Annotated in this window: 12 protein-coding genes; 2 read left to right on the top strand and 10 right to left on the bottom strand. The window is 40.1% G+C overall.

Translation table 11 applies throughout. The features are described 5' to 3' along the window. Positions 1-175: 175 nt before the first annotated feature. The 3 genes from FFM57_RS07135 to FFM57_RS07125 all read right to left on the bottom strand — a co-directional run bounded on the left by FFM57_RS07135 (position 176) and on the right by FFM57_RS07125 (position 5,214). Positions 176-2,563, bottom strand: a complete 2,388-nt coding sequence (locus tag FFM57_RS07135) for a DNA translocase FtsK (RefSeq protein WP_137599823.1) — start codon at positions 2,561-2,563, stop codon at positions 176-178. Between the two features lie 106 nt (positions 2,564-2,669). Next, positions 2,670-4,118, bottom strand: a complete 1,449-nt coding sequence (locus tag FFM57_RS07130; RefSeq protein ID WP_137599822.1) for a glycoside hydrolase family 1 protein — start codon at positions 4,116-4,118, stop codon at positions 2,670-2,672. A 103-nt stretch (positions 4,119-4,221) separates the two neighbouring features. Further along, positions 4,222-5,214, bottom strand: a complete 993-nt coding sequence (locus FFM57_RS07125) for a helix-turn-helix domain-containing protein (RefSeq protein ID WP_137599821.1) — start codon at positions 5,212-5,214, stop codon at positions 4,222-4,224. Between the two features lie 128 nt (positions 5,215-5,342). Here FFM57_RS07125 and FFM57_RS07120 point away from each other — a divergent pair, with 128 nt between their 5' ends. Further along, positions 5,343-6,716: an MFS transporter gene (locus tag FFM57_RS07120; RefSeq protein WP_137599820.1), complete on the top strand. Its 1,374-nt coding sequence runs from the start codon at positions 5,343-5,345 to the stop codon at positions 6,714-6,716. A 44-nt stretch (positions 6,717-6,760) separates the two neighbouring features. Here the strand turns inward: FFM57_RS07120 and FFM57_RS07115 are convergent, their stop codons facing one another. After that, positions 6,761-8,848, bottom strand: a complete 2,088-nt coding sequence (locus tag FFM57_RS07115) for a DNA topoisomerase 3 (RefSeq protein WP_137599819.1) — start codon at positions 8,846-8,848, stop codon at positions 6,761-6,763. Positions 8,849-8,865: 17 nt separating this feature from the next. Next, on the bottom strand, positions 8,866-9,225 hold the full coding sequence (locus tag FFM57_RS07110; RefSeq protein WP_137599818.1) for a DUF1033 family protein: 360 nt from the start codon (positions 9,223-9,225) through the stop codon (positions 8,866-8,868). A gap of 130 nt (positions 9,226-9,355) precedes the next feature. Between FFM57_RS07110 and FFM57_RS07105 the strand changes: the two genes are divergently transcribed. Then, positions 9,356-9,697 carry a hypothetical protein gene (locus FFM57_RS07105; protein ID WP_137599817.1) on the top strand — a complete coding sequence of 114 codons (342 nt, stop codon included), beginning with the start codon at positions 9,356-9,358 and terminating at the stop codon, positions 9,695-9,697. Between the two features lie 70 nt (positions 9,698-9,767). Here FFM57_RS07105 and mnmA read toward each other — a convergent pair whose 3' ends face one another. The 5 genes from mnmA to FFM57_RS07080 all read right to left on the bottom strand — a co-directional run bounded on the left by mnmA (position 9,768) and on the right by FFM57_RS07080 (position 14,094). Then, the gene (gene mnmA, locus FFM57_RS07100; RefSeq protein ID WP_137599826.1) at positions 9,768-10,889 is read right to left on the bottom strand and encodes a tRNA 2-thiouridine(34) synthase MnmA; all 1,122 of its coding nucleotides are present in this window, start codon (positions 10,887-10,889) and stop codon (positions 9,768-9,770) included. Positions 10,890-11,068: 179 nt separating this feature from the next. After that, positions 11,069-11,689: an ABC transporter ATP-binding protein gene (locus FFM57_RS07095; RefSeq protein WP_137599816.1), complete on the bottom strand. Its 621-nt coding sequence runs from the start codon at positions 11,687-11,689 to the stop codon at positions 11,069-11,071. Positions 11,690-11,703: 14 nt separating this feature from the next. Beyond that, positions 11,704-12,489, bottom strand: coding sequence for a hypothetical protein (locus FFM57_RS07090; protein WP_137599815.1), 786 nt, complete (start codon positions 12,487-12,489; stop codon positions 11,704-11,706). Then, the gene (locus FFM57_RS07085) at positions 12,479-13,300 is read right to left on the bottom strand and encodes a hypothetical protein (protein WP_137599814.1); all 822 of its coding nucleotides are present in this window, start codon (positions 13,298-13,300) and stop codon (positions 12,479-12,481) included. Before FFM57_RS07085 ends, FFM57_RS07090 begins: the two co-directional genes overlap by 11 nt. Then, positions 13,297-14,094, bottom strand: coding sequence for a hypothetical protein (locus tag FFM57_RS07080; RefSeq protein WP_137599813.1), 798 nt, complete (start codon positions 14,092-14,094; stop codon positions 13,297-13,299). Before FFM57_RS07080 ends, FFM57_RS07085 begins: the two co-directional genes overlap by 4 nt. Positions 14,095-14,122 lie beyond the last annotated feature (28 nt).

The following is a 14,122-nucleotide window of genomic DNA, read 5'->3' as shown; positions in this document are numbered from 1 at the left end:
ATTTGTATAGAAAGTTTGAAAAACTTTTGAGACAAATGAGGGGCCACATTTTGGGACAATTTCCCTTTCGCTTGACAGCTGCCTTGCTGTGAAAAGCTGAAGCTACCTTTCTTAAAATTTCAACAAAAAGACGATGCTAAAAGAAAAATTTTTCTCTTAGCATCGTCTGTCTTTTTTATTCTAAAGGTTCATCTTCTGGTTCCGCTTCAAGTAAAACTTTCCGCGGCTTGCTTCCTTCAGAAGGTCCCACCACGCCGGCTGCTTCTAGTTCATCCACGAGACGGGCCGCGCGGTTATATCCGATGCGGAAGCGTCGTTGTAATAAAGAAACGCTGGCGGTTTGCATATCCACAACTAAGGCTTTGGCATCATCAAAAAGTTCATCTTGACTTTCAGCCCCATTACCGCCACTTGCCATGGATTCTTCCGTCACCATCATATCTTCCCGATATTCAGCTTGACGTTGGTCCGTCACAAATTTTACCACCCGTTCCACTTCATGGTCGGAAATGAAGGCGCCTTGGACCCGAATCGGTTTATTTTCCCCCATGGGCAAGAAGAGCATGTCGCCACGGCCTAAAAGTTTTTCAGCCCCATTGGAATCGATAATCGTCCGGGAGTCCGTCCCTGAGCTAACGGCAAAAGCCATCCGGGATGGGACGTTGGCTTTAATAATCCCGGTAATGACGTCGACACTTGGGCGTTGGGTAGCTAAAATCATATGAATCCCCGCGGCTCGCGCCATTTGCGCTAAACGAATAATCGCATCTTCCACTTCGTTACTAGCCACCATCATTAAGTCGGCTAATTCATCCACAATAACGACGATAAAGGGCATCAAAGGATCAGCTGTGCCATTTTCTAAATTACTTTGAATCACCAGTTCATTGTAGCCTGACATATTCCGAACACCCAAGGCGGCAAATTTTTCGTAACGTTGTTCCATTTCTTGGACGACTTTTTGCAAAGCTTGGGCCGCTTTTTTTGGATTAGTAACCACCGGCGTTAGCAAATGAGGAATGCCGTTATAGACATTCAGCTCCACCATCTTAGGATCCACCATCATAAGTTTTACTTCGTGAGGTTTAGCTTGCATCAATAAAGAAGTAATGATGCCATTAATGGCCACCGACTTCCCACTCCCGGTAGAACCGGCAATTAATAAGTGGGGCATTTTCGCTAAGTCGGCGTAAATAATTTTTCCAGAAATGTCGCGCCCTAAAGGCACTTCCAACAAACGGTCTGGATGAGGTGGTTGGTCGGCAATAATTTCTTTAAAGGAAACGGTGGACACCGTCGCATTAGGCACTTCAATCCCAATTAAAGATTTGCCGGGAATCGGCGCTTCCATCCGCACATCTTTAGCGGCTAGAGCTAAGGCGATGTCATCGGTTAAGCCGACGACCTTACTTACCTTGACCCCTACTGCCGGTTGAATTTCAAATTTTGTCACTGCCGGACCTAAAGAAGCTTTCACGACTTTTGCGTCCACGCCGAAGCTGGCAAAGGTTTGCTCCAAAACTTTGACGTTTTCTTCAATTTTATGATACTCCCCACTTTGATCAACAGGGGGTCGGTCATCCAACAGACTGGCTGGTGGTAAGACGTAATCGCGATCTTCCGTCTCTTGCGGAATTTCAAAATTCAAATCTTCATCGTCGTCAGCTTCATCGGGATTAGCATTGGCGGCCTTTTCTTTTTGCGGCCGCAAGCCAACGGTATCCATCTCATGGACCACAGGATTAGCTGGTGGGACATTTTGAAAATGATCAATCAATAAAGACGTTTGTTCCACTACTGGTTCAGCTGGTTCTTTTTCTTCTTGCGCGAGGCGCTCACCTGGCGTTAAAGCTCGGACATCATTTTTACGTTTGTCCTCAGCCTGAGCTTTCAAGCGCTCTTCTTTGGCGGCAATTTTCGCAGCTTTTTTAGCTTGCCGCGCTTCTTTTTTCGACATTTGTCTTTCTGCGACTCGGCCGCCTACTGATTGGGTAGCATCGCCAACTTTTTCCGTCATTTCAAAAAAGGAAACATTGAATAAAAGCAAGAAACCAAATAAAGCCAGAACGGCGACTAATAAGTACGAACCTACTTGGGAAACTAAAAAGTAACTGCCACTATATAAAAGTGCGCCGAAAAAGCCACCGCCAACATCAGAATTGACTGTCACTTGTTTAATATCGGCAAAAAGATTATTGAAAAAGATTGTTAAGACATTGCCGTCACTGGCTAAACCGCCGCGAAATTGCCAAGCAGATAAGCCTAAGAGTAAAGCTAAAAATAATAAACTTAACCCGGCAATGGGTTTTAATTTTTTAAATTTAGGCAGCTCGCCTTTAAAGATCACTAACACGCCATAAATTCCTAGCATGATGGCAAACAAGCCGTAAGCATTTCCTACAAAAAAACGGAAAACGTTCGCTAACATGATGCCTAAAAAACCTAGCTTAAAGCCACCAAAGAAACTAAAAAGGACGAGGATTAAGCCCATAATGACGTAACTTAACCGTTCTTTTTCCCGTTGCTGTTTTTTTGTTAATTTTTTTTTCTTTTGTTGCGCCACACTGAAGTCCCCCTCTACGTATTGCTATTATAGCAAAAAACCTACCAAATGTATGTTTGGTAGGCAAAGTTTTTATTTTTTCCGTCAATTGTTCTTGTAAGAAAAATTATTTGTCGGCGTATAAAGCAGTACCGTTAGTGGCGATAACTTTTTGATACCAATAGAAGCTATCTTTAGGGGTGCGGGTTAAGCTCCCATCTTGCTTTTCGTCTTGATCTACGTAGACAAAACCATAACGTTTTTGATAGCCGTTTAACCAGCTGAGTAAATCCGTGAAAGACCAGGTGCAATAGCCTAAGACTTCCACCCCTTGCTCTAGTGCTTCATGAATCGCCATGGCATGTTTACTTAAATAATCAATGCGGTAGCTATCATGAATCGCTCCGTCTTCTACTTTGTCGTATTCTCCTAAACCATTTTCCGTAATTAAAATTGGCAAACGGTAACGACTCTCTAAACGGCGTAAGCCCACGAGTAAACCAGTCGGATCGATTTCCCAATCCCAGTTAGTTCTTTCCACAAAAGGATTGGCAACTTTTTTATAAAGCCCCGGTACGCCGCTTTCTTTAGCGGTTCCCTTTTTACCAGTGGTATTCATCTCCGCTTGCCCGACGCCATTTTCCAAGGGATTAAAGGCAAAGCTAGCCGTTTGGTAATAATTAATCCCCATAAAATCAGGCCGAGCAGCTTTTAAAAGTTGGCGATCTTCAGGGGTAAACTCAAACATTAAGTCATGCTCTTGTAAATATTTTAAAACAGGACGCGGATATTCCCCCCAAGCATAAACATCCAGCCACAAATGACTTAAGAAATCTTCGGCATTAACTTGGGCTACTTCGTTAAGGGGATTGGCATCCAGGCTGTAAGCTGGCGTATAAGCAAAGCTAGGACCAATTTTTCCCGGCATTCCTAATTGATGGAACTTTTGAATGATGGCAGCGTTACATAAGTTGGCGATGTGGTTAGCGTGATAGAAACGTTTGGCATCCACCACACCTGGCGGATGTGTCGCCAACATGTAGCCCATGGAAGTGAAAACATTTTGTTCGTTTAAGCTTACCCAATATTTTACTTTACCACGGAAAGCTTCAAATAAAATCGTCGCATAGTTGACAAAATCAGCGACTAATTGCCGCGATTCAAAACCTTGATATTCATCTTGTAGCGCTTGCGGTAAATCCCAATGATAAATCGTTACCACCGGTTCAATATCGTTGGCGATTAATTCATCCACCAAGTCTTGATAAAATTTTAAGCCGGCTTCGTTCACTGCTCCTTTGCCTAAAGGTAAAATCCGCGTCCAAGCAATGGAGAAACGATAAGCTTTCAAGCCCATCTTCTTCATTAACTGCACATCTTCTTTGTAGCGATGATAATGGTCTACAGCCGTCTCGCCGTTGGTTCCTTTAAAAGTTTTGCCGGGAATCTCTACAAATTTATCCCAGACGGAAACGCCTTTGCCATCTTCTTGGTAAGCGCCCTCTACTTGGTAAGCCGCTGAAGCAGAGCCCCATAAAAAGTCGGCGGGAAATGGTGTGCCAGTACGTGTTGTCATCATAAATCCCCTTTCATTTTTCATTAGCTTTAGTCTACCACAGAAAAGAAAAAAGTTAAATGACTAGACATTTTTCCGATAGCACTAAAAAATTTTTTGTCTCCTACAAAAACATCGCACCACTTTCAGGATGATCTACGGCCTGCACAATCCATTCGTAAATTTTTAACAGTTCTTGATAATAACTGGGCTGTTGTAAAATTTTAAAAATCGATAAAGCTTGCTGACATTTTTCTTGGCCTTTTTCTTTGGCGCCCCGAATAAAAAAATTCCAGCCTTTAAAAAATAAAAGGAGCGTCGAATTAAAGAAGTCCCGTTTATCCTTTAGGCGACTTTCAGCAATGTCTAGCGTTTCTTGCGCCCAAGCAAAACGTTTAAAATTAGCAAAAGCCGTGAAGGCCCCAAAAATAATATCCATCTGCAGTTGATTCATGCCGGCGATAGCTTCTAATTCTTTGCTGCGAGCAAGAGCAGTCTTTAACAAACTATGGAGGGTTTCTAAAGGCATTAGAAAAAAGCTAGAACGAAATAAAATTAATTCATAGATGCCCCAGTTTTCTACCGAGAACAAATAACTAATAATCGGACGTCCTTGTTGGTGATAACTAGCGGCAAACTCTTCCAAATTAAATTGTTTTTGCACCTCGGCACTAGCGCCTCGCATTTCTTGGTTAAATTCTTCAATATAAAGAAGCGCTTGGCCTAAAATTTTAAAATGTTTGCCCCACGCCACTTCTTTGGGTAACTCCGCTAACATTTCACGGTAAGCTTGTAAGTCTGCCGTACTTAAAGAAGCATTTTGCCCCATCTTCATGAGGGGATCATAAACAGTGAGATAAGGTGCGGAAAAATAATAATCTTGATCTTTTAAGGATAAGGTGTAGGCCGTCTGACTTTCTTTAGCTTGATAGTAAAAAAATTCTTCCAAAGAAAGATTTAACTGCCAAACTAACTCTTTAAAACGCGCCAAACTAATTTGACTTTCCCCCCGTTCAAACTTCGAAATAAACGCCCGGGAAAGATTGGGCGTCGCTACTTCATTAATACTTAAACCGCGCTCTTTCCGTAATTTGCGAAACAAGGCTCCTTCATGCATTAGCTGACCTCCTCCAAGTTTTTTCCACTATAGTAGAATTTTTCGCGCGTGTCAAATTATTCTTGCTACACTGCAAATAAGCAAAGTTCAGCTGCTACTTATGAGCTGCAGATTAGGAGGGTAACACCATGAATACGTTAGAAAACTTACAACAACAATCTAAGGGACAATTAAAAAAATCTGTCGTCGCCAGTTTTGTGGGGACTTTAGGCAGCTCCATTTTTTCCTTTGGCATGGGACTAATGATTTTAAAAGTCACGGGTTCAGCCATGAGTTTTTCTTTTTCCCTGATTGTGGGACCCTTGGTAGCTTTATTATTGATGCCCATTGTGGGGAGTACCGTGGATAAATATAACCACAAAAAGATTATTTTAATTTCCCAAGCGGGCACCATCCTAGCCCTGATTGCCTACATGCTTTACACTTATCTGACGATGGAGCATTTCTTTTTAGTCAGTGCCCTTTTAATTGTCGTCTTGCGCATCTCTGATCAATTTACCGGTACGGCCCAAACCGCCAGCAAAATTCAAGTGGTTACGGAAAATGATTTGACAAGTTTAGCCGGCTACCAACAAACTGCTTCTTCCATGGTGGGACTTTTTTCTTCCATGTTGGGGGCAATCTTGTACGCCGCACTGCCTTTTTACTTGTTTGTCATTTTAGAAATCACCACCGAGGTCATTACCTATCTTATTACCCTCTCCCTCGATTTTTCTTTAGGGAAAAATTATCAGGCACTGCGTCAAGCGGCGGCAGTTGTTGAAGCTAAAGAAAATAACCAGGATGTTCAGCCTACAACGCAAGATGCAGCTCCTGAGGAAACGGTAGCTACTCCCGATAATAGTTTTAAAGCGGGCTTACGTTTTATTGGTCAACAAAAATTTTTGCTGATTTTTTTAGTGATTGGTGCTTCCTTGAATTTTTTTAGCAGTGTGATTAACGTTGGCTTACCCGTACTTTTACTGAATGGTTTAAAAACATCTACTTTTCAACTAGGACTCTTCGATACGCTCTTTTCTTTAGGTTTTATGTTATCTGGGATGATCATCGGTCGCATTAAACCTGCGCGTTATGTTTTTCGACAAGGAATTAGTTTTTCTTATCTTATTGCCTTAAGTAACTTTTTAATGGGCCTCGTGCTCTTTTTCCCGCTCCCCCACTTTATCCAATTTATTTTGTTACTGCTTCTTGCTTTTGTAATGGGTATTACCATTACTTTTATTAATGTACCCATCAATGTTTGGCTCCAAAAAAACATTCCCCAACATTATCAAGGGCGGGTCTTTGCCGTCACGGGGGTGGCTTCCTCGATTTTGATGCCCTTAGGAATTATTGTTTATGGTTTTTTATTTGATTTAGACTTCATGCCACTTTTACCAAAAGGCGCACTGCTGTTGATCGTGACTGGCGTGCTGATGGCCCTGATTACTTTCAGTATTGTAAAAATCAGCCGCGTGGATTTAAAAAATCCGACGATTATCTTACCTGCTGAAAATAAATAGTGAAAAGGAGCGAGCCCACTATTGTGTGACTCACTCCTTTTCCTTTATTCTTTATTCATCGCGGCTTTTAAAGCGGCGGCTAGTGGGGATTCCATCGGCTCTGACTCTTGATTGACTTTTTTCATCAAGCGTTTGGCCTCATGTTGATTCATTTTTTTACCGCCGCCTTTTTTATCCGGCATTTTTTCAGTGGTGCCGCAGAACTTGCAACGGAAATAAGCGCCATTTTTACCGTCTAAAATTTCCATCTTCTTATGACAAGTTGGGCAACGATGATTGGAAACTTTTGGATCTTTCCGCCGACGGTAACTACATTCGGGATTCGTACAAACATAAATTTTACCGTCCCGCGTATTTTTTTCCCGTAAAGGAGAATCACATTCCGGACATTTCTTCGTAGTGATGGAAAAATCTTGGTAGTTAGCTTCCGAAGTTTTAATTTCCGTCACTAGGTTTTGTGTATCTTTTTCAATATTCGCTACAAAGGTGCGATTGTCTAACTTTCCTTGGGCAATTTTTTCTAATTGTTGTTCCCATTTACTAGTGAGTTCGGGTGTGACTAAAGAAGGATTCACTAATTTTAACAACTGCTGTCCTTTAGGGGAAACTTGCAAGCTGGAAGAACCACTATTCCGCATCATCAATTCACTTTTAATTAATTTTTCAATGATTTCTGCTCGGGTAGCGGGTGTCCCTAGAGAGTTTTTCTCCATGTAACCTAAAAGTCCTGCTTCTGTTACGAGTTTTGGCGGTTGCGTTAAGGCTTTTTCAATGATGAAGTTGCCTTTGACGGTAGTTTCTTTGGTAAAGTGTGGTGCCGTCTTCGTCTCGGCACTTTCTCCTTTAAAGCCCGCCTGCACCACAGTACTATCTTTAAAAAGAAAATCTTGCTGTGCCCCAAAGCTGACGATCACCCGCCGCGTCTTGGTGATATGATCTTGGGCAAACAAGCCTAAGAAGCGCTCCACAATTAAGCGATAAATTTTTAACTCGTTGGTATCTAAGCGATTAATTTGGGGCATTTCTTCAGTGGGAATCAAACCATAGTGATCCGTTACTTTACTATCATTAAAGACAGCTGGTTGTGTTACTTTGGCGCCAGCTCGTAAATATTGCTTCGCTTCTTCAGCAAAACCAGCGATAGCTTGCAGCCGTTCCCCCATGGTCGCTGCCAAATCTTTGGTTAAATACTTGGAGTCCGTCCGGGGATAGCTGACAATTTTATGCGTCTCATATAAATTTTGTAAAATGGACAAGGTTTGTTTCGCCGAAAAATTATATTTTGTATTGGCGACCCGTTGTAATTCCGTTAAGTCAAAAGGCAACGGCGCTTTTTCCCGTTTTTCTTTTTCTTCGAAGGTGGTAACCCCACCAATCTTACCATTTAAAGGGGCAATAAATTGAGCCGCCGCATCTTGGGTCGCAAACTGTTGGGGATTTTTTAATTGGAGTGTTCCTTTGGCCCCTTGGTACTCTAAACTAATGGTGTAATAAGTTTGGGGCATAAACTTCGCAATTTTTTCCGCCACGGTATTGACGTAAGCCAATGTCGGTGTTTGCACCCGGCCGGCGGATAAACTATCTTGGTACTTCACCGTTAAAGCACGCGTCACGTTTAGTCCCACTAACCAGTCAGCTTGCGAGCGAGCCAGTGCCGACCAATATAAATTATCGTAAGCTTTCGCTGGCTTTAATTCTTTAAAACCCGTTTGAATGGCTTTTTTCGTCTGGGAAGAAATCCATAAACGTTCCAAAGGTTTATTGAAACGCACCCATTGGAAAATTTCCCGCGCTACTAGTTCCCCTTCTCGTCCAGAATCGGTGGCAATGACGCCGCCCACCACATCATTTCTTTTCGCTAAGGTGGCAATGGCCTTCAGTTGAGGCGTGGTTTTCGGGAGCGGTTTGTTTTCCCATTTTTTCGGAACCATGGGGAGTGTTTCAAGACTCCACGTCTTCCATTCTGGTTTCAAGTCTTCTGGCATTTTTAAGCTTAATAAATGACCTAACGCCCAGGTCACGATATAGTTAGGTCCTTCAAAATAATTTTTATTTTTAGTGGTGGCCCCTAAAACTTGTGCTAATTCCCGTGCCACACTTGGTTTTTCTGCTAAAACTAATTTTTTTCCCATAAATCTCCTTTATTTTCCTAGGCCCGTGGGTGTTGCATCCGACAACACTTCTTGCCGCCTGTGGGTTGCGTGGTTCCTTTTTCTTTGATGGTGAGCTTCTGAAAATCTTTTAACAAGAGCAAGCCGTGATATTGTTGCAAATCATCATCGCATTCTTCACACCAACGAGATTGCCCATCTTGCCAAAAGGCTTGCAGATACGGCTCCTTAAATTTTTCATGAGGATAATTTTTTTGATACGCACTACTTTCTTGGTGAAAATATTTTTCTGCTAAAGGTAGCTCAGAGAATTCTTTAATCTCCACAATATCTTTTTGCCACTCATCAAAAAACCACCACGGTTCATTGTCCCCATACATTTTGATTACTTGATACATTCCAGTCACCTCGTGTTCTAGCGTAACTGCTTTTCTCTCAACTTTCAATACTTCTGCTTGATTTCTTTTTTCTGGATTTACACAGCATTATTTATGGTGTATATTTTTTGAAAAATAAGGAGGATTGCTGATGAAATATACTTTAGTGCGTTATGCCCTACTGCTAGAATTAGGATTGGTCTCACTTATTTCAATTTTAACTTTAGCTAAAGATTTTCGCTATCTCCAGGTGGACGACAATCGCTACTTGAGTGATTCGACATATCGCTTGCAAGTTGACGCGTGGCAAAAGTTTGGTGCCGCCCACATCGTTGGCCAAGAACGCTATTTAAAATCTCCCGTCATTATTTTTTTACTCGTGCTTAGCCTTTTATTCGTCGTCTTTCTCTTTAGCCCTTTGTTTTTTTCTTGTGCTATTTGCCGGTATCCTCGTAGTACGGACAACAGCTTACCATTACCATTCTGTCACTAATTAAAGAAACTCCAAGCAGTAGCGATTCAGCTTACTTCTTGGAGTTTTTTTATTGTTGCGTTCAAGCCCACTAAACGTATTGTAAAACTTTTTTATTTTGGTAGGCGCAATCGATTAAGCCGCCACCTAAACATTCCATCTCATCATAAAAGACTACTGCTTGACCTGGCGTAATGGCCCGCACTGGCTCATCAAAGATAACCGTTGCTTGGCCTTCTGGTTTTAAATAAACCGTTACGGGCACATCTTGTTGGCGATAACGAAACTTCGCCGTACAACGAAATTCACTCGGCAATGGTGTATCTGTCGTAAAGTGAATCTCACTGGCATCCAAGGAATCAGCATACAAAGCTTCGTTGTGGAACCCTTGACCCACATAAAGCGTATTAGTAGTTAAATCTTTTCCCACAACAAACCACGGCTCGTTCCCATTACCCGTGCCGCCAATCCCCAGCCCTGAGCGTTGCCCAATGGTGTAATACATTAAGCCATCATGACTGCCCATATCCACACCGTCTAAAGTTTTCATACGTCCGCCAATCGCCGGCAAATATTGACTTAAAAAGTGTTTGAAATTTTTCTCGCCAATAAAGCACACGCCGGTGGAATCTTTTTTCTTAGCCGTTGCTAAGCCAGCACGTTCTGCAATGGCCCGCACTTCTTTTTTCTCCATGCCGCCTAAAGGAAACATTACTTTACTTAATTGACTTTGGGACAGCTGACTTAAAAAGTAAGTCTGATCCTTATTATTGTCGACACCCCGTAGCATTTTCACCGTGCCGTCAGCTTGCTTTTCCACTTGCGCATAGTGGCCCGTCGCCACATAATCGGCCCCTAAGTCCATAGCATAATCCAAGAAAGCTTTAAATTTAATTTCTTTGTTGCACATCACATCAGGATTTGGCGTGCGTCCTCTGCGGTACTCTGCCAAAAAATATTCAAAGACGCGATCCCAATACTCTTTTTGAAAATTAATTGAGTAATACGGAATCCCAATCTCGTCCGCCACTAAGGCGACATCTTTGTAATCTTCAGTAGCAGTGCAGACACCATTTTCGTCGGTATCGTCCCAGTTTTTCATGAAGACCCCCACCACGTCGTACCCTTGCTCTTTTAGCAAAAGTGCCGTAACAGAAGAATCCACGCCACCAGACATCCCTACAACTACTCGAATTTGACTATTATCCGTCAAACTTCTCACCATCATTTCATTAGAATTCTAATTCGCCACGATTTGAAGGTCGCTTAAATCAGTAACGCTAATTCTACACTATTTTCCGTAAAAAATCATCTGAGATTTCTTTTAAAGGAGGATTATTTGTAAAAGAATCTCTTTTAATTTAATTACCAATCACCGTTTCTATCTTCTTTTTATTCTAGCATCCTACTGTGTGTAAGCACACCATCGTTCATTTCTAACACTTCTTGTGCTAATTCTTTAACATCTTCAACATTATGGCTAGTAAAGATGATCGTTGTTCCTTTTTCATGTTCTTCTTTTAATAGTCTACGAATTTGAAGGACGCTATCATTGTCTAAACCATTTGTTGGTTCATCTAACACTAAAACACTTGGCTTTTCCATTAGTGCTTGTGCCAGCGCTAACTTTTGTTTCATTCCTAGTGAATAGGATTTCACTTTTTCTTTGCTGTCAGGATCAAGTCCCACTTCTGCAATGGTTTGGCAAATTTGTTCGTTCGTTATTTTCTGATTAATATTTGCAAGTAATTTTAAATTTTGAAAGCCTGAATATTCCCCTAAAAAGGAAGGATTTTCAATAGTTGCACCAAAACTCACCTGTGCATCTACAGTTATAGTACCTTCAGTAGGTTTAATCAATCCTAGTATCAAGCGGAAGAGCATCGTTTTCCCAGAGCCATTATGTCCAACAACTCCATATGTTCGTCCTTTTTCGATAGATAAATTTATATCTTGCAAAACTCTTCGCCCTTTAATTGTCTTTGATACATTTTTTATTGTAATAATTTCCATAAAGTAACACCTTCCTATTTGTCTAGCTGCCATAGTTCTTCGTCTGAATGGGTCAAATATCGAATGCTAATCAACCCCAACAAAAGAAGCGCGTACACTGTATTCCAAACAAATGCACTTTTAATATCAAAAATTACTAATTCAGATTTTAGAAATTCTTTCCCATAACGTAGCGTACTTGTCGATGCTCCTGGTAAAAATTTTAAAACTTTTTCATTAGCAATGAAGCCATTACTCAAAAGAATTATACTTGTCAGCGTTCCTCCCAATTGATAACTTTTCAATCCATAGACGAACATTAAGAAAAATAAACTTATTGTAAAAAAATTGGACCACTGTATAAGATAAATAATTAGCAGACGACCATAACTTACATCTATATTGTGTATTGCAATAACTCCAATTAAAAAATTTATCCCTAGATAGCAAAGACAATACATACTACTCAAGAGTAAATAAAACAAAAATTGCGCAATAATCATTTTTCTCTTTGTGTGTTGACGATATAAAATATAAATTAAGTTTTCAGGAACACTAACTGTCTGGAGATATAGAGCAAAAAGGAAAATAGGAAGAAACCAAAAAATAATTTCTACAAGGTTAGAATTTATACCTATTCCACCATATATTTTATTTATTCCTGCTTGTAAACTTGAAAATCTATTCCTCGTATAAAAGATTTCAAAACTATAATGTAAGGAAAGACAAATTAGATTTATAACCATGAACAGAGCAAAACGTTTACGATTGGCCGCTAAAAAGTATGTCTGTAGCAACCGTATTATTTGTTTATTGTTCATCATTTCCACCTAAAAAGTCCATTTTTTTATAGCGTCTAAAAATAAAAATACTTAATAGTAAGAGCAAAACTATCCAATAGAAAAATGGATAGATATGCCCTATTGTATTAAATGTTTGATATCTTAAAAAGGTTTGCCTGTTAGGTAATAGCAAATTTACCATTCCCTCTTTGTGAAAAAAATTTTCCAAAATTAGCAAAAAGAAGCATCCTGCTAAACCTAAACCAAGTAAAACTGCTTTTTTGTGAATATAAAGACTTAAAAAAAATAAAAGAAATCCTGTAGCCAGTAAGGATAAGAACACAAGACCTCCCGTCCAAATGACTACTAGACCACCTGGATATACATACAAATCCTTATTTAGATATACAGTACTAATTTCTGGGAAAGAACGCCACTGTGTTTGGATAGGCAAAGCGAACATACTAATCAATGAAGCAAGGGTAAATCCCAGAAAGACAAATGTTCCTGTCAACAAAGTGATTACTCCCAATTTATTAATTAAAAAATCTTTTCTTTGATGAAATTTAAGATAATAAAACAATTCCATATCTTTGTCTTTCATTGCATTTAAAATCAAAACTAGATACAGCGGTAGCACAAACAAATAAAAATTATTGGAAAGACTGTAGAAAAAGAGCACCACATCCGAAACAGACATCTTTACATCTAGTCCTACACCTAGCTCTGTAACTTGCTTTATACAAAATAAACTCCCTAAACACGCAAGAAAAAAGTACAAAAACCATTTCACTTGGAAAAGTTGATATGACCACTCCCCAAAAACAAATTTTTTATTTATCTTTTTCATGACAGGTCCTCCCTTCCTTGACGATATGTCCCACTCAATAAAGAAAGAGTAATAAAAAAAATTAGTAAAAACTGCGCGATAATATTAAAACTGGAAATAGGGTAAGCTTCATACGGTGTAATTAACAATAAAGGAATTAAAGAGCGTATTTGCATTGCTTGAGAAACAAGTAGCAAAATAAGATACAATAAAAACGAAGAAGCTATCACAACGTATCGATTGGTAGTAAAACCAGACATGCCTAAACTAAAACTAGCATACAGAAATCCAAAGACAAAACCCATAAGGATCAATATCAAAATATAAAAAATTGGTGTACCTCCATAAAAAACGCCTGCCATCGGATCTGCTAACAAGTAATTTAAATTTTTTATAGGTAAGTTTGCTGGATACACCACAAAACTAATAATCAACCAGATTAACATCGGCAACACGACTGTGGAGCCGCCAACAAGGCCATTTACTAAGACTCGTGTTAGAAAAAAATGCCGATAACTCGTCCGAGTCAAGATATAATTCTGATACCCTATTTTTTTATCTCTTAATAAGGAATCGGCAAAAGGCAAAGCTACTAGAAGTGGCACAATCACTCGGAAAATTGATCCTGATCCTAAAGAGAGGCAATATAGCCATGCACTGTAGGCAGAAATATTTTCCAAATGTCCTGCCGCAAGAGAAAACTGTACATCTTGATGATAAGAAACTAAACCCATCAATCCTGAAACAGTCCCTATTAGCACCGCAAAGAAAAAAAATTTATTCTTGAATGCTCGATTAATCGTCGCGTTAAACATATTTATTCCCCCAGGTGTATTTTCTTAC

It is taken from the genome of Enterococcus nangangensis (genome assembly GCF_005405245.1).
GTDB lineage: Bacteria > Bacillota > Bacilli > Lactobacillales > Enterococcaceae > Enterococcus_J > Enterococcus_J nangangensis.
This window is presented reverse-complemented; position numbering and strand designations above follow the sequence as displayed.